This is a genomic window from Hymenobacter segetis, from assembly GCF_054776495.1.
Genome location: NZ_BAAHBV010000002.1, coordinates 543,452 through 568,275 on the forward strand (window position 1 = coordinate 543,452; position 24,824 = coordinate 568,275).

The following is a 24,824-nucleotide window of genomic DNA, read 5'->3' on the forward strand; positions in this document are numbered from 1 at the left end:
CCCACTGTGCCCCTTCCCAGTACCCGCCCGCGCCTGACCGTGGCCGTGACCGGCCTTAACGCCACCGACAGTCCCGGCCCGGGCGTGGCCGTTATCCGCGCCCTGCGCGAAACCACGGACTTCGACCTTCGCATCATCGGGCTGAGCTACGAGGCGCTGGAGCCGGGCATCTACCTGCGTGAGCTGGTGGATAAGACCTACCAGCTGCCCTACCCGGCTGCGGGCACGGCGGCGCTGCTGGCGCGGCTGGCCCACATCCGCGAGCGGGAGGACGTGGCCGTGCTCATCCCCAACTTCGATGCCGAGCTGTTCAACTTCATCAAGCTGGAGCCCGAGTTGCGGGCGCTGGGCATTCACACGTTTCTGCCAACGCTGGCCCAGCTCGATGCGCGCGATAAGCTGAACTTGGCCGCCTTCGGGGCCGCGCACGGGCTGAGCACGCCGGCCAGCCGGCCCCTGCACAGTGCTTTTGAAATAACCGCGGCCGCTGAGCAGCTAGGCTGGCCGCTGGTGCTGAAGGGCCGCTACTACGATGCCGCCGTGGTGCACTCGCTGGCGCAGGCCGAGCAGGCGTTTGCACGGCTGAGTGGCTTGTGGGGCGTGCCGCTCATCGCGCAGGCGTTTGTGGCGGGGCAGGAAATCAACATTGCCGGGCTGGGCGACGGGCACGGCCACGCCCTGAGTGCGGTGCCCATGCGCAAGCTCACCATCACGGACCGGGGCAAGGCCTGGGCTGGCATTACGCTGGAAGACGAGGCGCTGCTGGCCCTGGCCCGCCGTTTTGCCGAGGCCACGCGCTGGCGCGGCGGCTTCGAGCTGGAGCTGATTCGCACGGCGGCCGATGAGTTGGTCATCCTCGAAATCAACCCCCGCTTCCCGGCCTGGATATACCTCACGGCCGCCGCCGGCCAGAACCAGCCCGCCGCCCTGCTCCGCCTGGCCCTGGGCCTGCCCGTGCCGATGATGGAGGGCTACGCCGTGGGCAAGATGTTCGTGCGCTACGCCTGGGACCTGATTACCGACCACACCGAATTCCAGCAAGTGGCCGCGCTGGGCGAACTTTGAGCTCCCCTCCTCAGCTGAGGAGGGGATGTTGCCGCGACGCGGCAACGGGGGTGGTTGACCTCGTTGCACGATGCCCGAACGACACCCGGTTGAAGCGGGCGCGAGTCGTTCAACGAGTCAACCACCCCAGCTGCCGCTTCGCGCCAGCATCCCCTCCTCGGCTGAGGAGGGGAGTTGTCCGCTGGTTCATCATCATCCTTCATGAAAAAACCTTACGAACGTCCCACCCTCCGCAAGCTCACGGCCGGCGCGCTGCACAAGTTCGGCCCGCGCCCCGGGGCCGCGCCCACCACGGCCCTCGATGGCGTGCCCGTGGCGGAGCTGGTGGCCCGGTTCGGCTCGCCCTTGTTTGTGCTGAGCGAGCGGCAGCTGCGGCGCAGCTACCAGGCGGCGGTGCGGGCCTTCGGCACGCGGTATCCGGCGGTGCAGCTGGCGTGGTCGTACAAGACGAACTATTTGAATGCCGTGTGCCGCACCTTCCACCAGGAGGGCGCGTGGGCGGAGGTGGTGAGCAGCATGGAACTGGAAAAGGCGCTGCTCAACGGCGTGCCCGGGCCGCACATTCTCTTCAATGGCCCCGGTAAGCGGCGCACGGACTTGGAGCGAGCTTGTGAGGTCGATGCCGTCATTCACCTCGATAATGCTGACGAGCTGCACCTGCTGCTCGACGTGGCCGCCGGACGCGCCACCCGGCCCCGCGTGGCCCTGCGCGTGAACCTCGACGCCGGTATCTACCCGCAGTGGGACCGGTTTGGTTTCAACCTAGAGAATGGCGAGGCCTGGCAGGCGCTGGGCCGAGTAGTAACGTCGGGGCGGCTGGCGCTGGTGGGCTTGCACTGCCACATCGGCACCTACGTGCTTCAGCCCAAAGCCTACGGCACGGCGGCTACCAAGCTGGCAGCGCTGGCCCTCCGCTGTGGGCGGGAGTTGCACACAGCCGTGCAGTACCTCGACCTGGGCGGCGGCTTCCCTTCCACCAACACTTTGAAAGGCGCTTACCTGCCCGCCGCCGACACCGTGCCGCCGCTGGACGAGTACGCCGAGGCCATCACCGGGGCGCTGCTGGGCGCGGGCTTCCCTTCGGATGAGCTGCCGCTGCTGGTGCTGGAAGCCGGCCGGGCGCTGGTCGATGATGCGGGCTCGCTCATCGGCTCGGTGCTAGCGAATAAGCGCCTGGCCGACGGCCGCCGCGCCACCATCCTCGACTTCGGCGTGAACCTGCTCTTCACCTCCTTCTGGTACGACCACCACATCAGTCCCACCCGCGAATTCTCCAATCAAACCGAGCCCACCGTGCTCTACGGCCCGCTCTGCATGAACATCGACCAGCTGCGCGACAGCATTGCCCTGCCCCTGCTCGCCCCCGGCGATACCGTGGTGGTGCACAAAGTGGGCGCGTACAACATGAGCCAGTGGCAGCAGTTCATCAACCTGCGCCCGAACGTGGTGATGATTGACGAGGCCGGCGCGGTGCACTTGATAAGAGCCGCCGAGACGCTGGAGTACCTGCAACAGTTGGAGCGGGTGCCGGAGCATCTGTTGTAGGGGCGGGGCTTGCCCCCGCCCGCCGTTCGGGCCGCCTCGCCTATCACTCACAATCAACCACTGCTCACCGTTCAACGACGGGCGGGGGCAAGCCCCGCCCCTACTTCGGTTATCTTTCTCCTTTGCTTACTGGTCTTCCCTCGACCCATGCCTGCCTCCTTCTCCTCCTTCTTCCGCGCCGTGCTGCACAGCTACGCCATGCTGTTCTTTTCGCAGCACCGGGGCTTTGCGGCTGTGCTGCTGGTGGTGTCGTTTGGGCACCCGGTGGTGGGGGCGGCGGGGCTGGCCAGTACCTGCCTGGCGGTGGCGGGGGCACGGCTCGGGGGCTTCAATAAGGAATGGACGGACAGCGGCGCGTACAGCTTTAATGCCCTACTCACCGGGCTGGCGCTGGCCTCGTTCTTCGCGCCGGGCTGGGGGATGGCGGGGCTGGTGGTGGTGGGCGCGGGCTTGGCCCTGCTGCTGAGCGTAGCCCTGGGCGGCTGGCTGGGCGGGCGGGGGCTACCGTTTCTGTCGCTGCCCTTTGTGGGCACGGTGTGGGTGCTGCTGCTGGGAGCCGGGCCGCTGCTGCACCTGCCGGCGGCCGAGGGCGGCATCTACTGGCTGAACGAGGCCTACGCCCTGGGCGGCCCCCGGCTGGTGGCGGCCGCCCAGTGGGTGGGCGACTGGCCCTGGCCGCCCCTGCTGGCCACCTACCTGCGGGCGTTGAGCGCGGTGCTGTTTCAGGACAGTGCGCTGGCGGGGCTGCTGGTAGCGGCGGGCTTGCTGTGGCACTCGCGCATTGCGTTTTCCTTGTCGGTGCTGGGCTTTTTGGGGGCGTATGGGCTGCTGCTGCTCACCGGGCCGGCGGGCAGCGGGCCGATGGACTATAACCTGGGGGCCAACTACGTGGTGGCCGCCGTGGCCGTAGGCGGCGTGTTCGTCATCCCCTCGGCGGCCAGCTATGGGTGGGCTTTGCTGAGCGTGCCGGTGACGGTGGTGGCGCTGGCCGGCTTCACCACGGTACTCGATAAGCTGGGGCTGCCGGCCCTCTCGCTGCCCTACTGCGCTACGGCGCTGCTGTTCCTGTACGTGCTGCTGCTGCGCGAGCGGCCGGGCGCGGGCCTCGTGCTCACCCCCATCCAGCGCTACTCGCCCGAGCGCAACCTCTACGCCTACGCCACGGCCCGGGTGCGGCTGGCCCACCAAGGCGCGGTTGCCCTCACCCTCCCCTTCCGGGGCGCGTGGACCTGCACCCAAGGCTACCTGGATGGCGGCCCCACCCACCTCGGCGACTGGGGCCAGGCCCTGGACTTCGCCATCACCGATGCCGACGGCCGCACCTACCACGGCTCCGGCCTTAGCCTGAGTGACTATTACGCCTACAACAAGCCCGTCCTCGCCCCCGCCGACGGCGTGGTGGAGGAAGTCATCCAACACATCGAAGACAACGCTATCGGCGAGGTGAATACCCGCCAGAACTGGGGCAATACCGTGGTGCTGCGCCACGCGCCGGGCCTGTTCACGCAGCTCTCGCACCTGCGCGCCCACTCGGTGCCGGTGAAAGTGGGCGACTACGTGCGGCGCGGCGACATCATCGGCACCTGCGGCAGCTCGGGCCGCTCGCCCGAGCCGCACCTGCACTTCCAGGTGCAGGCCACCCCCTACGTGGGCTCGCGGACGCTGGCGTACCCGTTGGCGTATTTCGTGGCGATGCAGGGGGCGGGTTCAACTATTGCTACCGACGCTTTAACTCCGCCACTCAAGAAGCTGAAGACGCAACAGTTTCAGGTTTTGGGGTCGTCGGTTAGCGCTTCGGACGAACCCAAGACACCGTTAGACAAACCCAACACCATCTTGGGTTCGTCGGATGGCATTTTGGACTCGTCCAACAGAGCGTTGGGTTCATCGGTTGGCGTTTTGGACTCGTCCAACGGAGCGTTGGGTTCGTCGGTTAGCGTTTTGGGTTCGTCCAACGGCGTCTTGGGTTCGTCGGTTGGCGTTTTGGACTCGTCCAATGGAGCGTTGGGTTCGTCCAAAACGCCAACCGATGAACCCAAAACGCCCCAGCTCCGCCACTTCGCCGTGCCCGTGGCGGGCGAAGTCGTAAGCCCGCCCACCTTCAACCGTACCCTGAGCCAGGCCCTGCGCCTGCCCCCCGGCTACGCCCTGGACGTGCACGATGCCGCCGCGCCCGATGCCCCGGCCCAGCGCTGGGAGGTGTTTACCGATGCATACAACCTGGCCTACCTGCGCTGCCAGCGCACGGGAGCGGTGCTCTACTTCGCGGGCGATGAGTCGGTATTCTACTGCACCGCCTTTTATGGCGATGAAAGCTCGTGGCTCTACCTGCTTTATCAGGCCGCCTACCGGGTGCCGCTGGCCAGCCTGCCGGGCCAGGTCGTGCACGACGAATTCCCGCTGACCGTGGTGCGCAACCCCGTTTTGACGTGGGTGCAGGATGTACTGGCCCCGTTCTATCGCTTTCTCCGCCCCACTTTTTGGGCCGAAGAAGTGCCTACTGCCGCCGGCCACTGGCCCGGTGGCCCGGTGCGGCTGCGCAGCCGCGTGGTGGTGTCGGGTTTCGGCCGCGCCCGCGAGGTGCAGACCGCAGAGCTGCTCTTTGCCGATGGCCGGCTGGCCGAGCTACGCGTGCGCCGGGCCACCGGCAGCCTCACCCTCACCTGCACAGTAGCCGGCGCATGAGGAAATTATTCGTCCTGCTTCTCCTGCTGCTGGCCGGGGCCACCGCCGCCCACGCCCAAGCCTCCACGCCCGACTATCAGGCCACCGACAGCCTCACCCAGGCCCTGGCCCGGCAATACCGCTGGGCTGCCCTCGATTCCGTAGGCCGCGCTGCCCTGCGCCTCGGACTCGATTACCCGGCCCTGCGCCGCCGTCTGGGCCAAGCCGCTTTGGCCCGTGACCGCCCGGCGGCGGCCATTAATCACTACGGCCGGGCGTTGCGCGAAAATCCCGTCGACACCACCGCCCGCTATGGGCTGGCCCTCGCCTACCTCGGCCTGAACCAGCCCGGCTCCGCCGCCCTGGTGGCCCGCGGCCTGCCCGACTCGCTCCGTCGGCCGCTGCACCTCAACGGTTTTCAGCTGCTGAGCCGGGTGGAGGTGGAAGCCAGTGGGCAGTCGGTCCATAATGAGCACCGGGGGCCGGCCGGCTTCCTGCGCCTGGGCTTGGGCACCCGCCTCAGTCCCCGCCTCAGTCTGAGCCAGAACCTGAGCTACTTCGGCCAGAACATTGAGCTGCCCGACCGCCAGCATCACATGCGCGGCGAAGGCTACCCCGTGCGCCAGCATCAGTACCACGCCCTGCTGGCCGGCCAGCTCAGCCCGCGCTGGCGGGCCCTGCTCGGCTACCACTACCTGAACAGCGACTTCGGCCACCTCGAAGCGCCCGCCAGCCACCTTGGCTACGCGGCCCTGGCCTACGCCCGGCCCTACTTCGCGGTGCAGGCGGGCCAGTACCTCGGCACCCTCACCGACACCGCCCGCGCCCAAACCGACCTGCGCCTGACCGTGTACCCGCTCGGCAACCTGCGCCTCTACGGCTTCGGGCAGGCCAGCGTGGTGCGCTCCAACGGCCGCAGCTACCCGCATGGACTGCTGGGCGCGGGCGGCCGGCTGCACCGCCGCGCGTGGCTCGATGTGTACGGCGGCCTGGGCCAGGTGCCGGTGCTGGCCGAGCTCGACGGGCTTTACGTGTACAATCTTCTCGACCCCTTGCAGGCCCGTGCCGGGGCCGGCCTGCTTATTTTGCTGCCCGAGCGGCTCTCGCTGCGCCTAAGCTACGGTGTGGAGCGGCGCCGAGATGCCATCGACAACCGCCTGTATAACTTGCAATCCCTTAGTACTGCCCTCGCATGGACCTGGTAAAGCTGACCTTCGCCACCGCTGCCCTCGTGTATGCTGTGCCGGCCGCCGCCCAGGCCCCGGACCAGACTGCCGCCTTCGCCACCAGCTACGCCGCCGAGGCCAAAGCCGACTACGCCGAGGCCATCGCGCCCATCAAGGCCATTTACGTGGGCACCTACGAGCAGAACCTGCGCCTGGGCTGGCTCTACTTCCTGGCCAAAAACTACCCCGCCGCCGCCGCCCACTACCAGAAAGCCGTGGAGCAGCGCCCCTACGCCATCGAGCCCAAGCTCGGCCTCATCAAGCCCCTGAACGCGCTGGGCCAGATTGAGAAGATGCTGACCACCTACGAAAGCATCCTGAAAGTAGACCCTCAGAACACCCAGGCCAACTACTGGACCGGCGTCATCTACCTCAACCGCAAGGCCTACGGCCAGGCCGCGCGCTACTTTGAGCACGTCGTCAACCTCTACCCGTTCGACTACGATTCCAACATCTCGCTGGCCTGGGCCTACCTCAACCTCGGCAAGAAAGCCGAGGCCCGCGCCCTCTACACCAAGGCCCTGCTCATCCGCCCCGGCGATGCCGCCGCCACCGCCGGCCTGCGCCGCCTGTAGCGCGGCTCCTACGCCGCCGGCAGGCAGCGCACCACGTAGGCCACCAGCGCCTGAAACGTCTCGGCCCGCTGCAATTCGGCATCGTCGAGCTGCACGTAGCAGGCCCGTTCCACTTCGCAATACAATTCGTTGCGCTCTACTTCGCTGGCAAACACGGCGCTCAGCCGGCGGCGCGGCACCAGGCGGGATGGCGCGATGAGATGCCGCCGAAATATCCGGCGCAGAATGCGATAGACCTGCTTTTTCATGGTGAGCTAAGGATAATAGGGATAGGAATAGAGGACCAGCAGCCCCCGGCCCATTGAAGCCAGGCTTAGTTGGTGGGCCGGCGGCCGTGGCGGCGCGCCCGGCGCTGGGCGGCCCGCTGCGCTTGCAGCTTAGCGTATTCATCGGCTTTCAGGACTGAGCGGAGTTGGATGTCAAATTCGTCTTCGAAGCGCTGCATGGCAAAAAGAAATGGGGGAGAAAAAGCGCCGGCGGGCCGGGTTGCTGCGTCAAAGGTGCCGGGCCGCCGCCGGGGCTTCAAACCCAATCGCCCAGCCGCGCCCCCACGCCGACTGCTGCCCGGTTGCAGCCGCTTCGGTCCACTATCAGCCCGCTTTGGCTTGAAGCAAAACCATTGGGAGTGACTGAGCGAATGTTCATCGACTTTTTAAACTAAGCCGTCGATTACCAGTCTTATCCACGCGCTTAGGCGCCCATCTTTGGGTTGTTACTTCCTGCTTCTCCACCCCTACCACCTTCACTGCCTATTCCTCACGCATTGTTTGCTTTTCCCATGACCGATGCCCCCGGCTACGTCACCCCTTACGACATGACGACTGTCCCCGGCAGCGGCTGCGCCGTTACGCCCGATGTCATGCCCTGGCACCACCGAACCGGTGATGGGACCAATGCGCCGCGCACCGCCGACAGCCCTTTTGTGCTGGGTCAGAATTATCCCAACCCGCACACCGGCGAAACCACCGTCCCCTTCACGCTGCTAATCGCGGCCGACGTTCACCTCGATTTGTTCGACCAGTTGGGCCGCAAAATGGCCGGCGTGGTACGCAAAGGCCGTAGCGCCGGCCCCCAAAATATAAAGCTGAACCTGAATGGCTTGGGATTGCCGGCTGGCGACTATATTTACAGACTACAGGTCAGCACCCGGTTCGGAATATACCAGCAGGCGAAGTCAATGACCATTGTATAAAGACAATCAGAAGTGAGTGGGATGAATCGTGTGGCCCGAGGCCGACCGCTGCAACGGTCGGCCTCTTTTTTTTGGTCCCGGTGCCAGGGCCCGCATTCGTTTGGCCGAAACCTTTCAGGTTAGGCAGCGCCGCCCGTACTTTGCCGTTGGGCTGCCGCGGGTGGCGGCCCGCTTGCTCACCTTCGCTTCACCTCCCACCGCGGCCCCGCCGCATATCTTTTTCCTATGGCTGACCAAACCCTTACCGGCCTGCGCGCCGGTGTGCTGCACAGCGACGAAGTGCAGGCCCTCTTCCAGCACGCCAAGGCCCAGGGCTACGCCCTGCCCGCCGTGAACGTGACCGGCACCAACACCGTGAACGCCGTGCTCGAAACCGCCAAGGCGGTAAATTCGCCGGTTATCATCCAGTTCTCGAACGGCGGCGCGCAGTTCTTCGCCGGCAAGTCGGTGCCCAACGACAAGCAGCAGGCCAGCATCGCGGGCGGCATTTCGGGGGCCCAGCACGTGCATTTGATGGCTGCTTTGTACGATGTGCCCGTGATTCTGCACACCGACCACGCCGCCAAAAAGCTCCTGCCCTGGATTGACGGCCTGCTCACGGCCGGCGAAAAACACTTCCAGCAGTACGGCCAGCCGCTCTACAGCTCGCACATGCTGGATTTGTCGGAAGAGCCGATTGAGGAGAACATCGAAATCTGCAAACGCTACCTGGAGCGCATGGCCAAAATCGGCATGACGCTGGAGATTGAGCTGGGCGTGACCGGCGGCGAGGAAGACGGCGTGGACAACTCCGACGTGGATTCCAGCAAGCTCTACACCCAGCCCGAGGAAGTGGCCTACGCCTACGAGCAGCTGAGCGAAGTGAGCCCGCGCTTCACCATCGCGGCCGCGTTCGGCAACGTGCACGGCGTGTACAAGCCCGGCAACGTGAAGCTCCAGCCCAAGATTCTGCACAACTCGCAGGAGTTCCTGCGCCAGAAGCACAACATCGCCGAGGCGCTGCCCATCGACTTCGTGTTTCACGGCGGCTCGGGCTCCTCGCAGGAGGAAATCCGCGAGGCCATCAGCTACGGGGCCATCAAGATGAACATCGACACCGACCTGCAATGGGCGCTGTGGGAAGGCATCAAGGACTACTACGTGAAAAACGAAGGCTTCCTGCAAGGCCAGATTGGCAACCCCAGCGGGGCCGATTCGCCCAACAAGAAGTACTACGACCCGCGCGTGTGGCTGCGCAAAGGCGAAGAGTCATTCTCGGCCCGCTTGAAAGCGGCTTTTGAGGATTTGAACGCTATCAACCGCCGGTACTAATTGATTGAACGACCACTCCCCTCCTTACCAAGGAGGGGACGTTCAGCCGCCAGGCTGAACTGGGGTGGTTGAATCGTTGAGCGACACCCGAACGAGGCCTTTGTGCTATGTTCGGGTGTCGTTTGCGTTTCGGGCCTTTCGCAAGTCGTTCAACGCCCTAACCACCCCCGTTTTCACTTCGTGAAAACATCCCCTCCTTGGTAAGGAGGGGAGTTTATCGTTCACAACTTCCCAACCACCATGCCCTACCAGCCCGCCCCCATCCGCTACCAGGAAATGATCTACCGCCGCTGCGGCCGTAGCGGCCTGAAACTGCCGGCCCTTTCCCTGGGCCTGTGGCACAATTTCGGCGATGTGGACCTGCTGGCCAACTCCCGCGCCATCCTGCACCGGGCGTTCGACCGGGGCATCACGCACTTTGATTTGGCCAACAACTACGGCCCGCCGCCCGGCTCGGCCGAGGAGAATTTCGGCCGCATTTTGCGCGAAGATTTCCGGCCGTATCGGGATGAATTAATCATCTCGACCAAAGCCGGCTACCACATGTGGCAAGGACCCTACGGCGAGTGGGGCTCGAAGAAATACCTGGTGTCCAGCCTCGACCAAAGCCTGAAGCGCATGGGCCTGGAGTACGTCGACATCTTCTACCACCACCGCCCCGACCCCGACACGCCCCTGGCCGAAACCATGGCCGCCCTCGACCTCATCGTGCGCCAGGGCAAGGCCCTGTACGTGGGCTTGAGCAATTACCGCCCCGCCGAAGCATCCGAGGCGTTCATGCTGCTGCGCGAGATGGGTACGCCCTGCCTCATCCATCAGCCCAAGTATTCGATGTTTGAGCGCTGGGTCGAAGGCGGCCTGCTCGACTTACTGGGCGACGAAGGCGTGGGTTGCATCCCCTTCTCGCCCCTGGCCCAGGGCCTGCTGACGGATAAGTACCTGCACGGCATCCCCGACGACTCGCGCGTGGCCAAAGGCGTGGGCTTCCTCACCGAAACCAACCTCACACCCGCGCGCCTCGACCAGGTCCGCCGCCTCAATGACCTGGCGAAAACCCGCAATCAAAGCCTCGCCCAAATGGCCCTTTCCTGGCTCTTGAAAGACGAGCGGGTGACGTCCGTACTCATCGGGGCCAGCAAGCCCGAGCAACTCGATGACTCGCTGCGCTGCCTGGAGAATCTGGCGTTTAGCGCGGAGGAGCTGGCAGCGATTGAAAGAATAATGAAGTAGGGTGCGGGGCTTGCCCCCGCCCGCCGCTGAAAGATTATTCTGTTCAACGGCGGACGGGGGCAAGCCCCGCACCCTACTTCCCAATCGACCCAATCTTGGGCTGAATCTGGATAATAAACCGCTTGTTCAGGGCTTCCTGGCTGCCGGTGTAGCGGCCGGCCCCGCGGAAGCCACTGCCCGCCGCCACCACTTCCAGGTTGGCGGGGAAGCGTATCCCAGCCTGCTCCCAGAGGCGAATAACAGCGAGCGCCCGGCTGTAGCTGAGCTGGCGCACGGCCGGGCCGTCGAGGTTGTGCGGGTCGTTGGCGGGGTAGCGCAGGTCCTTGGCGGCGCGGCCCTCCACCACGATGAGGTACTGCACCTGGTCGTCGTTTTTGATGGACTGCATCTGGCTCAGCAGGAAGCGGCCGGCTTTCACCAGCGGGGTTTGGGCCTCGTAGGGCAGCACGTCGCTCTTAGGCGCGAAGGTGACCGGGAATTTCAGCTCGTAGCGCTTGTAGGTGGGGTTGTACTCGAAGTAATTGCTTTCGAGGCGCTTGAGCGCCGCTTTGATTTCGTCGAGCTTGCGCTTTTCCTGCACCTGCACTTTCAGCTCCGAAATCAGCCGCTCATTGTCCCGCTGCTTGTCGTTGGAGCGCTTGAACCCCAGCACGAACAGCACGAGCATGATGAGGAACAAGGCCGTCATAAGGTCCACGTAGCTGGGCCAGAAGAAGTCCTTGCTCTCTTTCATAGTGTGGGTTTGGTTACTAAGATTATTATATAGCCCGTCATGCTGAGCGCAGCCGAAGCATCTCTACTGCGCAACTAATTATTTACTCTCGCAACGAAGCGGGAGAGATGCTTCGGCTGCGCTCAGCATGACCGTTCCTCTGGTATAGTATTACTTCTTGCCCAGCACGGTGCGTTGAAACCAATTGGGCTTGGTCAGTTCTTCCAGCACCTTGTTCGTGCGGTCCACCTGTTGCAAGAGTTGCTGCTGAAGCTGAGAGTCGACCAGCAAACGGCCTTCTAGGCGCTGCATAGCCTGGGCAGTTTGTTGAGCCTGGCGCTCCTGCAGCACGTTCAGGTCCTTTTGCTGGGCTGGCAGCTGGGTGAAGGGATTCAGGTACTCGGTGATTTTCTGGTAGACGTTGTTCTCATTGAGGCGGCGGAAATGCTGCTGCCATTGCTCGTGAGCCTCAGAAGCTTCTTTTTGCAGCTCCTGCAGGCGGCCGTCCAGCTCGGCATCCATGCGGTGCACGCCCTCGCTCACCCCCTGGCGGATTTGCGCGCCCAAATCGGCCAGGAGCTTGCCGTGCTGGCTGAAAAACGCCACTTGCTGGCGCAGGGCATCGTCGTGCTGCTGCAGGTACTGCGGCACACTGGCCAGGCCCTGCTCCAATGCGGTGAGGCGGTTAAGCAGCGCCCCGATGGTCTGGGCAGCCTCGTTGCTATGGACCACGGTGGTATTCAGGGCCTGCTGGTAGCCCAGGAATTTCTCGAAGGTCTGGGCGCTTTCGTCCACCCTATCAAACACCTTGATGGTGGCGTTGGCCAGCTCTGAATAGCCGATTTTCTCCAGCTGCTCCAGGAAGCGCTTCTGCACGCTCACGTTCTCCGTGATGCTGGCAATGAGCGGCGTGAATTCGTGAATCTTGCTAAAAAAGTCGTTCTGAATCTGGCTGAAAAACTCGGCGTTGAAGGTATCGAGCACCGATTTCAGGTTGCTCATGCCGGCCTGCATGTCAGAGTTCAGCTTGGGCAGCAGGGCCTTTTGCAGGAAGGTGTAGTAGGCGTTTTTGTTGCGGTCGCGGGCGGCGCGGGCCTGCTTTAGCAGCTGGTTGCCGGCCAGCGTGAAGGCCAGGCCGAACAAGCTGCCAATCATCGCAATGAGCACCCCGCCGAGGAAGTGCTGCACGTCGCCGTTGCTGAACGAAGTATCCTTGGCCGGGTCCACCACCACATCAGCAAACGGATTGCCCACCAGTGAAATCAAGCCCAGAATAGCGCCCGTGAACGTGCCCAGCAGCCCCAGATACAGCGGCGTGGCAATCTGGGCCTGAATCTCCTCATCCAGCGCCTCGGCGTGGCGCTCGGAAATGTCTTTCAGAATGCCAAAGTCGGCCGCCGCGCCGCGGTTGTTGAGCAGATATTCGTTGGTATCGGTGATGATTTGGCCGAACTCCGGCGAGGCATCGCGGGTGATGAGCGCATCGTACTGGATGGCGAAGTTTTTGTCCGGGTCGGCCGCCGTGAAGGGAATGGGCTGCACCGCCACCGCGCCCGCCAGCGGGTACATGGCCTGCACCCGGGCCGTGAGCTGGCGGTTGCGCAGGAACACCAGCGCCTGCCAGGCCACCAGCGCCAGGATGAGGAGGATTTCAATTAGGAGCATAACTTGGATTTACAGCGAAGGTAGAGACGCAATATTTTGCGTCTCGTCGTTGAACGGCTACGACCTCGCCATTTGGCTAGGTACCGTAGCAACTAAACAACATCAGCACCGACGAGACGCAAAATATTGCGTCTCTACCTCATTCAAGCCAATTCTTAGCTCAGCGCGATTTCGGCTTTCTGCACCACGTGCCAGGCGTCATCGCGCTTTTCCAGCTTGCCGGCTTTCAGGTTTTTAATCGTCGTGAACTGCTCTGTGGGCGGCAACTCAAACTGAAAAAACTCCTTCAACTCGCGCACGCCGTTGCCGATAATGCGCGACTGGTCGGCCTGCGGGCTGAAGGAAAATTGCGCCGTAGCGGCTTCCGCCGAAGGCAGCGTGATGAGCAGCGGCATCTGGGGCAGCGGGTTGGGGCTGAGCTTGCGGTGCTCGATGCTCGGCACGTCGGGGGCCGGGGCGTAGTAGTGCAGCGGGCCGTTGGATGCGGCGGGGGCGGCAGTTTTGGGCGCGGCTTCGGTAGCAGCAGTTTCGTTGGCGCTGCTGTCAATCAATTCCTGAATGGCGGGCGGCGTAGACGTTGGTGCGGCCCATTCAATGGTTTGGCCGGGCTCCAATGGCTGGTTATCGCCAGTGGGCGGCGGGGTGGGCGAAGTTGGATTCATAGCGGAGGGGCGGGGGGCAATCGGCGGCCAGGATTGGGGAGAATTAGCAGCGGACGATTTACGGGAATTGAAATTGGGCTGGGTCCTTTTATCCTTGCCGGAGGGCTTGGCCGGCTGCTTCGGAGTAGTGCCCTGCACCTCGCGCATCGACTGAAACGAAACGCCTTTGCCCGTGCTTTCGGCGGCGGGCGACTCGGCGGGCGGCGACTTCCGCACGTTCTCAGCCGGCTTTTTTCGCACCGGTTCGGGCACTGGCATAGGTGCGGGCATGGGTTTGGGCGAAGGCGCATCCAGCATAACACTGGAATTATTAGTTGCCTGTGATTTCCGCACGAACAACCACACGCCCAGCGCGCCAATGGCCACGCCGCCCAGCACCGCCCACACCGTAGTCCAGTGCGAAGCCGGCTGAGCAACTGGCGCAGCACTGGTCGTAGAGGCCGAATCGGTTGCCAAATGAGGCGCGGGTGTATTGGCGGACGGCTGCGCCCACGCCGCTGGGCTGCCACCCAGCAGCCCCAGCAGCAGGAGAAGCAGCAACGGCCGGCTGCCCTTACGCGGGCAGCCGGCCGGCTGGAACAGGCTCACTGAGCCGACGCGGCTAGTTGAGCGGCTGCGCGTCATGAAGCACCTTGGATAGCTCATACAGGGCGTTTTTGAACGGCAGGAAGAACAGCGTTTCGGGCACGGTATCACCGTCGCGGAGCACGTCAGCATACTGCTGCCGGTAGAGGTTGAAGGAGTCGCCGAGGCTGCGTTCCAATGTGTTCATCACCAGGCCTTGGTCGTTTTTCACGCCCAGGTCGGCCTGCACGCGCTTCAGCTCGGGGTCTTCGAGCAGCAGCTTGAGGCAGGCGCGGGCGTTGGCCAGCACAGCCTGTTTGATTTCGTCGGTGACGGCCGTCGCTTCGAGGTGGTGTTCGCCTTTATCGGCCAGCGGATTCTCGGGGTCGGGCAGCACGCCCACGGGGCGCACCATGGGCGGGTCCTGCGGAATCTGGCCGGTGGCGAGCACGCCGCCGTTGGCGGTAGTTTGCTTGGGGTCGTCGGCTAGCTTAATACGGAAATCGGCCGGCACGGTCTGCCCGGTGGCTTTTTCCATGATGAGGCGGGCCAGTTTCTCCACCGGTTGCAGGTTGGAACCGGCCGCCAGCAGGCGCACATACAGGCTACCGCGACCGGTGAAGCACAGGTAGCGCGGCAGCTGCTGGCCGTTGGCCACCGTCACCTGCGCCACATGGTAAATCAGCGCGCCGAAGTGCAGGTAAAACAGCACCCGCAGGTGCTCAGCCCGCAACAGCCGCTCGCTAAAGCCCAGCAACTGGTCGTAGTTGAATAGGAAGCTAGCCACGTCCTCGGAGCCGAAATTATCGGTCCCCTCAGCCACCAGCACGTATTCGCGGGCCCGGCGGGCGGCGGGCGAAAGCACCGCGCTCTGCACCCCCGCTACGCCGAAACGCACGAGACCATTGTCCTTTGAGCCGCGCACTTCGGCCCCGCCGTCGCCCCACAAGTCGTTGCCGGCGAAGCGGAACGACGTGCTCAGCACCGGCTTGCGGTCGGCGTAGAGCAGCACGTCGGTGGTACCACCGCCGATGTCGATAAAGGCCGCGTTTTCGCCCGGTCCCAGCGTCACGATGTTGCGACGGGTGAGATAGTAGTACGGGGCCGTCGACTCGACCATGCAGGGCATGGAATTGGTGGTATGGAAGACGCTGTGAAACAGCGTATCCCACTCGCGCTGGTAGAGGTTGCGCTGGTAAGTCGAGAAGCTCAGCGGGGCAAACCAGGTGATTTGCGTGGCCGCGAGATTGCCGCCGTTCAGGGCCACTTTGGCGCGGCACAGCAGCAGGATTTCCTTGAAAAATGCCCTCACGCGGTTGGTGTTGGCGATATTCAGCGAATTATCCCACTTCAGATTGGTGTGGTAATTCGGCCGGCGTTGCTCCTCTGTGATGATGCCGAAAGCCACGTTGATGTTGCCGAGCACGCTCAACTCTTGGGTGGCATAGTTGGCGGCTTCGTAAGTCGCGGTGCGGGCCGGAAAGGCGTAGGGCGAACTGTCCTGCCCGATGATGGGAGGCACGAATTCGCGCTCCTGGTACTGCTGCCAGCGCTTGATTTGCACGAAGTTGGCCGGGTCGTCGTCGATGCCTCGGTACAGGCGCTCATAGGCGGTGCGGTCGGGCTCGGTGGTGCTCTTTTTGAGCAGGGCCACCGGCGTATCGGTCAGGCCAAAGCTGAACGGCTTGGGCTCCTGGCCGGGGCTGTCCTGCATGGCGACGTGGGTATTCGTGGTGCCGAAGTCGATGGCAAAACGGTACTCCTTGGTGCCCTGGCGCACTTCGGGCCAGCGCGGGATGATGAGCGCGCGGCCCTCGGCCGGGGCCGGGTTCAGCACTTCGAGGTAGTCGAAATGCGTGCCGCGAACCTCGTAGTAGGTGCTGCCTTCGTCCTGGCCGGTTTTGGGAGTGCGCTCGTAGCGGGTAGCGCTCTGGTCGGTGCCGGTTTCGCTGAGCTGGTGGCCATTGGCCCAGAATTTCAGGTCGACTTTCTTGGTCACCATGCTCGGGTCGATGTTGTTGGCATCCACCAGCATGACTTTGTAGAAGTCGTTGTACTGCGGGGCGTCGGCCACTTTTACGAACGGGAACACCGACAGCGCCACGTTGGTCACGCGCAGCCGGCCCACTCCCTCCCCTTGCGGGTTCTCATAGTAGGCACGCTCATAATCCACGTAGTCGCCGCCACTCACCGGCACCCGCAGCTTCACCCGAATGCAAGCCGATTCCAGCTCCAGCGTCAAATGCTCGGCCAAATCCGTCTGCGTGAAGTAGTCGAAATACAGCGGCTTGATGGGCAGCAGCGGCCAGCTGCTGGGGCGGAAACCAGGTGCAATTTTCAGATTACCGCAGAAGAACCGGGCTTCATCCACCTCGTAAGGCACGGCCAGCAGGGTTTCTTCCAGCAAGTCGTTCACCGTCAGGTATGGGTACGGCAACTCCGGGCCGGGCAGGGTACGCTCCTTCAGCGGGCGGGCATCGGCGGCTGGCACAGTCGCACCGCTGTCGGCAAACATGGTTTCGTTGTAATACTTCTTGCCCACAGCCTTCAAACCCGGGCGCAACACGATTGGTAACGGGCCCGCCACGCCCGCCCGGGTGGGCCGGATGAACAGATCGGAGCCGCGCACGGTGCCCTCGTCGGGCCGCACGCGCAGCAGCACGCCGGCTACGTCAATCTGGTTGTTCGAAGCGTCGATGAGGATGGGGAAATTGCTGAGGCTGGCGGTGCCATCCATGGCCCACTTCTGCAACTGGCCGCGGTCCAGGGTGTCGCGCACCAGCGGTGCCATCGTCGTCAGGGCCGGGTCGCCCACGAACTCCTGGTACACGTAGTCACGGAACGCGGCCTCGCGGTTGGCCAGCGGCACGTACTGGTTATCAAAATAATAGCCCCCACCCTGCGGGCGCTGCACGGGCAGCGGCTTCACATTCGGGGCTGGGAAAAACAGCGTGAGCGGCGAGGTGCCGCCGATGAGCTGCGGCACGCCATTCGCGCCGGGGAAGTAGATGAGGTGCATCTCGGTCAGCTTCGCGAAGCGGCCGTCGAGATACAGGGCCAGCACATCGGCCAGCGGGCGGGTGGCGGGGTTGGCGCGCAGCTTGGCCAGCTCCTCGTCCTTGCGCCAGGCCCGGATTTGCAGGCGCTGGCTGGCCAGCTTACGCTGGTGGAAGTTGAATACCATTTCCCACACGTCCCAGAAGTGGCTGACGAGCTGGTGATAAACCGAATCCTGGCTCACGCCGCCCTGCGTCACGAAGCGCAACGCGGTTTCGACCAGGTGCATTCGCGCAAACGGCGAGGGAATCGAAACCGCCACCTTAGCGGCACGGCCGCCTTGCGGGTCGAGCAGGCGCTCCACTTCGTGGGGCCCTATTTTGCCAGTCGGCCCCCAGCCCTCGTGGGTGCTGGAGCCGGTGTCGTGTAATCGCAGGATTTTAGCCATGAAGGTTGTTTTCGGTCAGGTAACGCGAGTCGTTGAATCGTTCGTCATTGCGAGGGCGCAGCCCGTGGCAATCCATCCTGTTCTCAGCGCGTCACTGGATAATGTGATGGAGTTTTAATTTCTACTGAAGCCTTTGTCACTTCTCGGGGCTGGTCGCATTAGGAGGACGGATTGCCGCGTTCCGCTGCTCTCCACTCGCAATGACAGACGGCGCTTAGGAGTACTGCAGCTTTTTATCCAGAATCTCGCCCGTCGCCTCCTCAAAGGCTTTCACCACCCAGCGCAACGCCTCGTTCTCCGTCGGGTTGCTCAGCGTGGCCTTCCCTACTGCCTTCGTCAGCTCATCGCGGAAGAAGCCGGGCGTGATGCCTTTGCTGAAAATGCCGGTTTCCACCGTTTTATCGCTCACCATTTTGTTGAAATCAACCTCATCGGCGCGGATGGCGGTGTAGCGGCGCTGGTTCACGCCCAGCTCGCGGAGCCACTCGTTATAGTCGCCGAAGAAGTCGGTCAGCTCACGCAGGGCGCGGTTGTTGCGCAGCTGGGCGGTTAGGTCGCCGGCTTCGTAGTAGGGCGCTTTGGCGTCGTCGGGGGTGTGCTTGAGGAAGTAGCGGGCGAAGTAGTGCAGCTGGATAAGCGGACGGGCCACTTCCTGGCGCATTTCAGTGGGCAGCTGGCCGAAGTCGATGTCGGTGGTATCGGCTTTCAGGCCGTACTCGTGGTAGAGCGGCTGGTTGCCGTCGAGCTGGTTGTCGGGCACTTCCATGAAGTGCGGCACGGCCAAGGCACCCAGCAACTCCAGCAGGTGGGCCTGGTTGCGCTGCTCGGCACGGCCGGGATGGTTGGCCAGCGGCTGGCCGGGCTGGTCACCGAGGTAGTACATGGCCTCCAAGCCCTGCAGGTTGTCAGCGTAGTACGAGAGGGCCGTTTTGGTCTTCGTGACGAAGGTATTCGAGTCGATAAAGTCCTGTCCGGCTGATTTTTCATCAGCCGAAGGGTCCTGCAATTTGAAGTACGGCAGCATCACCAGGGCGCCGGCTTTGAGGCGGCGGCGGATTTCGGGGTGGGCCAGCGGGGAGTTGGCATCGCGCAGGTTTTTCACCAGCAGCGGGAAGCCGGCCGCGCCGGTACCGCCAAAAATCGAACTGATGAAAAACGCCCGGTCCCCGTCCTGCAAGCTCTGGGCTAGGTAGCGCATTTCCTTGGATTGCACCACGGCATTGAGCACCACCGAGCCCACGTTGGGCGAGCCGCGGAAGCCCACGTCGAGGTTGGCAGCGAGGCTGTCCTGCGTAAACAGCAAATCGACCAGACCCTGCGTTTCCACCGAGAGGTCGTTGTATTTCAGGTAATCACGGAATGGCTGGCTGATACCACCGAAGTCGTACACGAACGAGTCGCGCAGCTCTTCGCCGCCGCCGCTGGTGTTCAGATGGGCCAGCGTGTTCATGGGCTGGCTGAAGAAGCCGGTTTTTTCCTTCTGGCCATCGCCGTACAGGGCTTCGTGAATGCGGGCGTAGCGCTTGAGCAGGGCCACGGTGCGGGTCACGTCGCCGTTCTGGGTATCAGGGTCGATGAGGACGGGCACTACCTGGTCGCAGTTCGGGATGCGAACTCCGGCCGCCAGCAGCATGGTGAGGGAGCGTAGCACGCGGGCTCCGGTGCCGCCCACGGCGAAGATGAATAGTTTAGACATTGTTTTCTAGCGGATTGTAAGAACTGTCATTTTCAACGGCTGTCATCCAGAGCAGAGCGAAGGACCTTCTCAGGCCAGCATCATTCGCAGTAAACCATCAGAATACCCGGACGTGATAAAGTCCTTCGCTCTGCTCAGAATGACAGCCGTTAACAAGAGAATTTAAAACGGCCCCACAAACGGCGTAGTGCGCGCATAAGTGCTCCAACGCTTCAGCAGCACCGAAAACAGCAGGAACCACAGCGCTGCCACCAGCATATTCACGACCATGAAGTAGCCTAAATAGCTGCTCACTTCCGCGCCGTGGCTTTTGCTGAGGCTATTGGCCAGAAACACGCCTAAGCCAGCGGCCAGCGCCAGCGTCAAGGCCCAGTGCGTACTGCGGAACATGCCGGTGCGCATGGCCGAGTTGAACACGTAGTAAAAGGCTAGCACCAGCAACAGGCTCACGCCCAGCGTGCTCCACCCTACAAGCGAGAATAAATCTGTTTTATACAAGCCGTAATCGGCCGGGCGCTGGCTTTGGAAAATGGAAATCAGGGCCGAGTACAGGCTGGTGAAGAAGGTTTGCATAGGTTGAAAAAGGGGGCAGGGTTATTTATCGTTTTTGAGCGGAAGCTGAACCGTAAATACGGCCGGCAGCGTGGTTGGATACGATTGGCGGACACCGGCCAGAATTTGGTCGAGGCCAAACGTGCGGGGCGCGGGCGTATTGTCATTGGTCGTGCTCCAGGCCGCAACCCAGTCCGGCGTTTCCGGAGCGGGCAAACTCACGGTGAGCGTGGCCGTGGGTGCCGCCAGCTTGCTCACCCGCAGCCGCACCACGTGGGTGTAAGGTGCCAGCACCGGCTGGCCACTCTGCTCCACTTCGGTGAGGGAGTGCACCGAGTTGGGCAACAAGCTGGCCTGGCCATTGGGCAGGCGCACCTGCAGATGTTGGGCCAAAAATGCTGGCTGCTGCCAGGCAACAGGCAATTCCTTCAAATCCAGCCCCACCGAAAAGTCCACCGGGTCGTCGGAAGGGTTCAGGGTCAGGCCGTTGTTTTCGGTGTATACCGTGCCGCCGCTCGACTTTAATTTCGGGTCGGTGAGCTTAGTGAGCAGCGGGGCGAAGGCCGGCGTCTTGGTTTTCAAGCCAAAAAACGCCTGCTGAGCCGGCGCGTTCCGGAACACCTCGGCGGCGTAGCGCGCTACCTGCGCGGGCGGGCCGATAACCCACACGTAGTAAGGCACTTTCTCGCCATTCAGGGTGCGCTTCTGCACGGGCGTTTTCACGGCCGGGAAGTAGCTGCCGTAGAAATGCGAGGTTTCGCCGAATACCGCCACGGCCAATTGCTGCTGGCTAACAGGCGCGATGGACGTGCGAATCAGGTTCGGCAGCTGCGAAAAATCAGACTTGCGGGCCGGGCCGTAGATGAAGTCCGAAATCACCACGCTTACCTCCTCCCCTGCTTTGGGCCGGTTCAAAACCCCTTCCAGCATCTGGGGCAGTTCGGTACCGAGGGCGGCCTGACTCACCTCGCCCTGCACCACATCGCGCAGCTGCTCAAACTTCACGGGCCGGGGGGCGGCATTTTCGCAGAGGTAATACTTGCGCTCGGCCACGGCCCCGCTCACCTGGGTTTCGGTGATAAGTGCGCCGATGCGCTGCTGGAATTCGGTAGCTGGCTTATCGGCCCCGCCGCGCGGCACAAAACCCTTCATGCCACCCGAATATTCCAGAAAAACGCTGACGTGCAGCGGGGCGGCATCCGTGTTAGCAGGCGCTTCAGTAACGGCTTTGGTGCCTTTGGCGGGCTTGCTGGCGGTGGTTTCGGTGGGCTCCGAGCCGCAGGCGGTGAGCAATGAAAGGGACCCGAGAAGCATTCCGGCGAGCCGGAAACAACGAAACAAACGCGGCGCGGGCACGCCCACAAAAACGGAAATCGGCATAGAAGAAACGCTAAGCTAGGTTTTGGGGCGAAGTATAGGCATTACGCAGCGAACTACCCGCCGGCCGAAAACCAGACCGTTAAACGTAGGCAATCCGCCGGTGGTACGTGTATTTTTGCGGCCGGCCAAAATTTGCAGCTTTTCGTAGCTGCTTTTCCTGCTCTATCGACCACTGCTGGCGGTGGGCATGGATGGTCGTCAGACCATCAGTTCCTCATTTTCTCTGTGCCGCTCATGCGCCTCATTGCTTTTCGCCCCGAATACCAGATTACCGCCGAACCGAGCCGCAACCGCATCTTTTATAAGCACTTCGCCGAGTTGGCCCAGGCGCAGGAGCTGCCCGAGTACCTCAGCGACTGGCGGCAGGCGCTGGATGCGATGAAGCCCGGGTTCACGATTCTTAGCGACATGACCGAGCTGGAGATTGCCTCGGGGCCGCTCACCAAGCTTTTCGAGCAAGTGCAGCAAATGCTCGACGGCCGCGGCCTGCGCATGATTGCTACCGTGCACGCGCCCGATGTGCTGTTGGCCCACGCCGAAACGCCGGAAGAAGCGCCCTCCAAGTACCCGCGGCGCAATTTTACCGACCTATGGGAGGCCGACAAATACTTGGACGAGCTGGCTGCCGAAGGCTGAAATTGACCGCTTTCGGACCAACGTTTAGCCGGCCGGGGCTGTTATAGCACGGGCCGCCGATTGGCGGCCCCGACCCCGACCCGTACCTTTGCGCCAACGGCCTCCTACGTTGTGGCCGCTTCAAAGCCGACGCCCGGTTAAAGGCACTTAACACTTTTATGTCCAACACCATTTCCACCGATATCTGCATTATCGGAGCCGGCCCGGTCGGTCTGTTTGCAGTTTTTGAAGCGGGCTTGCTCAAGCTCCGCTGCCACGTTGTTGATGCCCTGCCGCAGCCCGGCGGGCAACTCTCCGAGATTTACCCCAAGAAGCCAATTTACGACATTCCGGGTTTCCCTGAAATCCTGGCTGGCGACCTGGTCGACAATCTGATGAAGCAGATTGAGCCCTTCCACCCCACCTTTACGCTGGGCGAGCGGGTTGAAAAATTCGAGAAGCTCGACGACGGCTCCTTCCAGTTGTTCACCACCGACGGCACCGAAATTCACTGCAAGGCCGTGGCCATTGCCGGCGGCCTGGGCTCATTTGAACCCCGCAAGCCGGCCGTGGAAAACCTGGAGCATTTCGAAGGCGGCAAAGGCGTGCACTACATGGTGCGCGACCCTGAGCACTTCCGCGACAAGAAAATCGTCATCGCCGGCGGCGGCGACTCCGCCCTCGACTGGACCAATTTCCTCGCCAATGTGGCCTCCGATGTGACGCTCGTGCACCGCGGCACCACCTTCCGCGGCGCGGCCGACTCGGCCGAGAAAGTGCAGAAACTGCACGAATCCGGCAAAATCAAGCTCGTCCTCAGCTCCAACGTGACGCACCTGCACGGCAACGGCGAGCTGAAGGAAGTAACCATCACCGGCAACGACGGCAAGGCCGAAACCGTGCCGCTCGACTGCTTCATTCCGCTGTTCGGACTCACGCCCAAGCTCGGCCCCATCGGTGAGTGGGGACTGGAAATTGAGAACGATGCCGTGAAAGTCGATACGCTCGACTACAGCACCTCGCTGCCCGGCGTGTTTGCCATCGGCGATATCAACACCTATCCCGGCAAGCTGAAGCTCATACTCTGCGGCTTCCACGAGGCCGCGCTGATGTGCCAGGGCGCGTTCAAATACATTTTCCCCGACAAGAAGTACACCCTAAAGTACACCACTGTCAACGGGGCCCCCAGCATGTAATCTGGCAACGCAGCACGTCATGCTGAGCGCAGCCGAAGCATCTCTACCGCAGTAGTAAATGAATACTCGCGTGGTAGAGATGCTTCGGCTGCGCTCAGCATGACGTGCTGTTGTACTGCCTACCCAATAATCTTATGGAAAACGACATCCGCATTTACGTCGAAGAGGCACCCGGCCAGCGCACGGAGCTCATCGGCCCCACCGACATGGGCCTGAGCCTAATGGAGCTGCTGAAAGCCAGCGGCTACGACATCATGGCTACCTGCGGCGGCATGGCCCTCTGCGCCACCTGCCACGTAGAGGTACTGGCCGGCCCCGCCCTACCCGAACCCGGCGACGACGAGCTCGACATGCTCGAAACCCTGCCCGTGGTGCACGAAGGCTCCCGCCTGAGCTGCCAGATTCGCCTCACGCCCCGCACTGATGGGCTGGTAGTGCGCCTGGCCCCAACGGGGGCGTAAATTGTCATTGCGAGTGGAGCATTCCGCGCATCAAGCGGAGACGCAACGCGGCAATCCGTCCTCTCAAAACCAGACACTCTTCTTTTATCAGAAAGCCCCAATACCGCGAAGTGTTGGGGCTTTCTGTCGTTTTAAAAGGGCCTTGTTACATCTCTTGGCTTGTCGCTCATGAGAGGACGGATTGCCGCGTTGCGCTGTGCTCCACTCGCAATGACAGCCGGGTTATCCCGCCGCAGCCAGCCGCTCCCGCATCCGCTCCTTGGCGGCTTCTGATAGCACCGGGCCGGCCTGCGCACGGGCGGCTGCCGAGGCCCGCGCCCACTCCGCAATCAGCACGGTTTGTTTGGCGTAGCGGTTGCAGTAGGGGCAATAGCGCAGGTGCAGCCACAGGTTCACGCGCTGTTCGCGGGCCAGGGCGTGGTCGGCCTGCTGCTCCAGGAGCATGGTGGCATGTTGGCAGTTGATAAGTCGTAGCATAGCGGATAGTTAGTTTTTGCCGAGACCGTGTTTTTCGAGGCAGCGGCGCAGCTGGAGCTTGGCCCGGTGCACGATAACCCAATAATTAGCCGAGCTCAAACCCAGCTCCTGACAAATTTCTTCGGCCGATAATTCCTCCACGAAACGCAGGGCAAACACCGCTTCCTGCTGCGGCGGCAGTCGCTCCTGGCAGCGTTGCAGGATGTCGCGCAGCTCCTGCTGCTCCAGCGCGGCATCGGCCCGAAGCCAGCTGTGGGGGGCCTGCGGGCCTGTCCAGTGGCCGTTTTCAGGCACGAAAAAATCGGCTTCGGTGGGGCCGCCGTCCCCGATTTCATCCAGCCCGACGTGGGTGGCGCGGGCCTGCCGCCGGTAGTGGTCGATGATTTTGCGGCGCAGAATCACAAACAGCCAGGTGCGCTCCGAGGCCTCGGCCCGGAAGGTAGCCAGGCCATCCAGGGCGCTGAGGAAGGTTTCCTGCACCAGCTCTTCGGCTGTTTCCGAATCGGAAACGCGGCTCAGGGCAAACCGGTAAAGCTCGTCGCCGAAGCGGGCCGGCCACTGGGCCGGAACAGGGGTATTTGGGGTCATGCG

General features: G+C 62.9%; 22 protein-coding genes. 11 read left to right on the plus strand and 11 right to left on the minus strand.

The features are described 5' to 3' along the window. Positions 1-6: 6 nt before the first annotated feature. The 5 genes from ACYU70_RS12870 (at position 7) to ACYU70_RS12890 (ending at position 7,075) form a co-directional block, all read left to right on the plus strand. Positions 7-1,065, plus strand: coding sequence for an ATP-grasp domain-containing protein (locus ACYU70_RS12870; RefSeq protein ID WP_342301649.1), 1,059 nt, complete (start codon positions 7-9; stop codon positions 1,063-1,065). Between the two features lie 201 nt (positions 1,066-1,266). Further along, positions 1,267-2,610 (plus strand): type III PLP-dependent enzyme domain-containing protein, encoded by a 1,344-nt coding sequence (locus tag ACYU70_RS12875; RefSeq protein ID WP_342301651.1) that lies wholly within the window; start codon positions 1,267-1,269, stop codon positions 2,608-2,610. Between the two features lie 147 nt (positions 2,611-2,757). After that, complete coding sequence (locus ACYU70_RS12880) at positions 2,758-5,295, plus strand: urea transporter (RefSeq protein WP_460616013.1); 2,538 nt, start codon at positions 2,758-2,760, stop codon at positions 5,293-5,295. Continuing rightward, positions 5,292-6,479, plus strand: a complete 1,188-nt coding sequence (locus tag ACYU70_RS12885) for a tetratricopeptide repeat protein (protein WP_342300230.1) — start codon at positions 5,292-5,294, stop codon at positions 6,477-6,479. Before ACYU70_RS12880 ends, ACYU70_RS12885 begins: the two co-directional genes overlap by 4 nt. Beyond that, entirely contained in the window at positions 6,467-7,075 is a 609-nt protein-coding gene (locus tag ACYU70_RS12890) for a tetratricopeptide repeat protein (protein WP_342300232.1), read from the plus strand. The genes ACYU70_RS12885 and ACYU70_RS12890 overlap by 13 nt, the downstream gene beginning before the upstream one ends. Before the next feature lie 8 nt (positions 7,076-7,083). On the opposite strand, the gene ACYU70_RS12895 is transcribed toward ACYU70_RS12890, so the two are convergent. Continuing rightward, positions 7,084-7,323, minus strand: a complete 240-nt coding sequence (locus tag ACYU70_RS12895) for a hypothetical protein (protein ID WP_342300233.1) — start codon at positions 7,321-7,323, stop codon at positions 7,084-7,086. 65 nt (positions 7,324-7,388) lie between these two features. Beyond that, a complete protein-coding gene (locus ACYU70_RS12900; RefSeq protein WP_342300234.1) occupies positions 7,389-7,520 on the minus strand; it encodes a hypothetical protein in 132 nt (43 codons plus the stop codon). Positions 7,521-7,838: 318 nt separating this feature from the next. On the opposite strand from ACYU70_RS12900, the gene ACYU70_RS12905 reads away from it, so the two are divergent. From ACYU70_RS12905 to mgrA, 3 genes are all read left to right on the plus strand, one after another. Continuing rightward, the gene (locus ACYU70_RS12905; protein WP_342300236.1) at positions 7,839-8,267 is read left to right on the plus strand and encodes a hypothetical protein; all 429 of its coding nucleotides are present in this window, start codon (positions 7,839-7,841) and stop codon (positions 8,265-8,267) included. Positions 8,268-8,492: 225 nt separating this feature from the next. Continuing rightward, a complete protein-coding gene (fbaA, locus tag ACYU70_RS12910; protein WP_342300238.1) occupies positions 8,493-9,578 on the plus strand; it encodes a class II fructose-bisphosphate aldolase in 1,086 nt (361 codons plus the stop codon). Between the two features lie 240 nt (positions 9,579-9,818). Next, entirely contained in the window at positions 9,819-10,808 is a 990-nt protein-coding gene (gene mgrA / locus ACYU70_RS12915) for an L-glyceraldehyde 3-phosphate reductase (protein ID WP_342300239.1), read from the plus strand. Positions 10,809-10,881: 73 nt separating this feature from the next. Here mgrA and ACYU70_RS12920 read toward each other — a convergent pair whose 3' ends face one another. The 7 genes from ACYU70_RS12920 to ACYU70_RS12950 form a co-directional block, all read right to left on the minus strand. After that, the gene (locus tag ACYU70_RS12920; RefSeq protein WP_342300240.1) at positions 10,882-11,541 is read right to left on the minus strand and encodes an OmpA family protein; all 660 of its coding nucleotides are present in this window, start codon (positions 11,539-11,541) and stop codon (positions 10,882-10,884) included. Between the two features lie 150 nt (positions 11,542-11,691). Further along, a complete protein-coding gene (locus ACYU70_RS12925) occupies positions 11,692-13,185 on the minus strand; it encodes a hypothetical protein (RefSeq protein WP_342300242.1) in 1,494 nt (497 codons plus the stop codon). Between the two features lie 155 nt (positions 13,186-13,340). Beyond that, entirely contained in the window at positions 13,341-14,471 is a 1,131-nt protein-coding gene (locus tag ACYU70_RS12930; RefSeq protein WP_342300244.1) for a hypothetical protein, read from the minus strand. Then, the gene (locus tag ACYU70_RS12935; RefSeq protein ID WP_342300246.1) at positions 14,449-17,856 is read right to left on the minus strand and encodes a hypothetical protein; all 3,408 of its coding nucleotides are present in this window, start codon (positions 17,854-17,856) and stop codon (positions 14,449-14,451) included. The genes ACYU70_RS12930 and ACYU70_RS12935 overlap by 23 nt, the downstream gene beginning before the upstream one ends. Before the next feature lie 214 nt (positions 17,857-18,070). Next, positions 18,071-19,552, minus strand: coding sequence for a hypothetical protein (locus ACYU70_RS12940; RefSeq protein ID WP_342300248.1), 1,482 nt, complete (start codon positions 19,550-19,552; stop codon positions 18,071-18,073). 162 nt (positions 19,553-19,714) lie between these two features. Further along, positions 19,715-20,125 (minus strand): hypothetical protein, encoded by a 411-nt coding sequence (locus ACYU70_RS12945; RefSeq protein ID WP_342300250.1) that lies wholly within the window; start codon positions 20,123-20,125, stop codon positions 19,715-19,717. 21 nt (positions 20,126-20,146) lie between these two features. Then, positions 20,147-21,418: a hypothetical protein gene (locus tag ACYU70_RS12950; RefSeq protein ID WP_460616014.1), complete on the minus strand. Its 1,272-nt coding sequence runs from the start codon at positions 21,416-21,418 to the stop codon at positions 20,147-20,149. Between the two features lie 300 nt (positions 21,419-21,718). On the opposite strand from ACYU70_RS12950, the gene ACYU70_RS12955 reads away from it, so the two are divergent. The 3 genes from ACYU70_RS12955 (at position 21,719) to ACYU70_RS12965 (ending at position 23,756) form a co-directional block, all read left to right on the plus strand. Then, positions 21,719-22,120 (plus strand): hypothetical protein, encoded by a 402-nt coding sequence (locus ACYU70_RS12955; RefSeq protein WP_342300254.1) that lies wholly within the window; start codon positions 21,719-21,721, stop codon positions 22,118-22,120. A 158-nt stretch (positions 22,121-22,278) separates the two neighbouring features. Further along, positions 22,279-23,295 (plus strand): NAD(P)/FAD-dependent oxidoreductase, encoded by a 1,017-nt coding sequence (locus tag ACYU70_RS12960; RefSeq protein WP_342300255.1) that lies wholly within the window; start codon positions 22,279-22,281, stop codon positions 23,293-23,295. A gap of 134 nt (positions 23,296-23,429) precedes the next feature. Beyond that, positions 23,430-23,756: a 2Fe-2S iron-sulfur cluster-binding protein gene (locus ACYU70_RS12965; RefSeq protein ID WP_342300256.1), complete on the plus strand. Its 327-nt coding sequence runs from the start codon at positions 23,430-23,432 to the stop codon at positions 23,754-23,756. A gap of 222 nt (positions 23,757-23,978) precedes the next feature. Here the strand turns inward: ACYU70_RS12965 and ACYU70_RS12970 are convergent, their stop codons facing one another. Together ACYU70_RS12970 and ACYU70_RS12975 are read right to left on the minus strand one after the other, a co-directional pair. Next, positions 23,979-24,233 carry an anti-sigma factor family protein gene (locus ACYU70_RS12970; RefSeq protein WP_342300257.1) on the minus strand — a complete coding sequence of 85 codons (255 nt, stop codon included), beginning with the start codon at positions 24,231-24,233 and terminating at the stop codon, positions 23,979-23,981. 9 nt (positions 24,234-24,242) lie between these two features. Next, positions 24,243-24,821, minus strand: a complete 579-nt coding sequence (locus ACYU70_RS12975) for a sigma-70 family RNA polymerase sigma factor (RefSeq protein WP_342300259.1) — start codon at positions 24,819-24,821, stop codon at positions 24,243-24,245. Positions 24,822-24,824 lie beyond the last annotated feature (3 nt).

What these genes read in the sequence shown, in the direction of transcription:
- ACYU70_RS12875 (WP_342301651.1), top strand. Translation starts at nt 1,267, where the DNA reads ATGAAAAAACCTTACGAACGTCCCACCCTCCGCAAGCTCACGGCCGGC.
- ACYU70_RS12880 (WP_460616013.1), top strand. Translation starts at nt 2,758, where the DNA reads ATGCCTGCCTCCTTCTCCTCCTTCTTCCGCGCCGTGCTGCACAGCTAC.
- ACYU70_RS12885 (WP_342300230.1), top strand. Translation starts at nt 5,292, where the DNA reads ATGAGGAAATTATTCGTCCTGCTTCTCCTGCTGCTGGCCGGGGCCACC.
- ACYU70_RS12890 (WP_342300232.1), top strand. Translation starts at nt 6,467, where the DNA reads ATGGACCTGGTAAAGCTGACCTTCGCCACCGCTGCCCTCGTGTATGCT.
- ACYU70_RS12895 (WP_342300233.1), bottom strand. Translation starts at nt 7,323, where the DNA reads ATGAAAAAGCAGGTCTATCGCATTCTGCGCCGGATATTTCGGCGGCAT.
- ACYU70_RS12900 (WP_342300234.1), bottom strand. Translation starts at nt 7,520, where the DNA reads ATGCAGCGCTTCGAAGACGAATTTGACATCCAACTCCGCTCAGTCCTG.
- fbaA (WP_342300238.1), top strand. Translation starts at nt 8,493, where the DNA reads ATGGCTGACCAAACCCTTACCGGCCTGCGCGCCGGTGTGCTGCACAGC.
- mgrA (WP_342300239.1), top strand. Translation starts at nt 9,819, where the DNA reads ATGCCCTACCAGCCCGCCCCCATCCGCTACCAGGAAATGATCTACCGC.
- ACYU70_RS12920 (WP_342300240.1), bottom strand. Translation starts at nt 11,541, where the DNA reads ATGAAAGAGAGCAAGGACTTCTTCTGGCCCAGCTACGTGGACCTTATG.
- ACYU70_RS12925 (WP_342300242.1), bottom strand. Translation starts at nt 13,185, where the DNA reads ATGCTCCTAATTGAAATCCTCCTCATCCTGGCGCTGGTGGCCTGGCAG.
- ACYU70_RS12930 (WP_342300244.1), bottom strand. Translation starts at nt 14,471, where the DNA reads ATGACGCGCAGCCGCTCAACTAGCCGCGTCGGCTCAGTGAGCCTGTTC.
- ACYU70_RS12935 (WP_342300246.1), bottom strand. Translation starts at nt 17,856, where the DNA reads ATGGCTAAAATCCTGCGATTACACGACACCGGCTCCAGCACCCACGAG.
- ACYU70_RS12940 (WP_342300248.1), bottom strand. Translation starts at nt 19,552, where the DNA reads ATGTCTAAACTATTCATCTTCGCCGTGGGCGGCACCGGAGCCCGCGTG.
- ACYU70_RS12945 (WP_342300250.1), bottom strand. Translation starts at nt 20,125, where the DNA reads ATGCAAACCTTCTTCACCAGCCTGTACTCGGCCCTGATTTCCATTTTC.
- ACYU70_RS12950 (WP_460616014.1), bottom strand. Translation starts at nt 21,418, where the DNA reads ATGCTTCTCGGGTCCCTTTCATTGCTCACCGCCTGCGGCTCGGAGCCC.
- ACYU70_RS12955 (WP_342300254.1), top strand. Translation starts at nt 21,719, where the DNA reads ATGCGCCTCATTGCTTTTCGCCCCGAATACCAGATTACCGCCGAACCG.
- ACYU70_RS12960 (WP_342300255.1), top strand. Translation starts at nt 22,279, where the DNA reads ATGTCCAACACCATTTCCACCGATATCTGCATTATCGGAGCCGGCCCG.
- ACYU70_RS12965 (WP_342300256.1), top strand. Translation starts at nt 23,430, where the DNA reads ATGGAAAACGACATCCGCATTTACGTCGAAGAGGCACCCGGCCAGCGC.
- ACYU70_RS12970 (WP_342300257.1), bottom strand. Translation starts at nt 24,233, where the DNA reads ATGCTACGACTTATCAACTGCCAACATGCCACCATGCTCCTGGAGCAG.
- ACYU70_RS12975 (WP_342300259.1), bottom strand. Translation starts at nt 24,821, where the DNA reads ATGACCCCAAATACCCCTGTTCCGGCCCAGTGGCCGGCCCGCTTCGGC.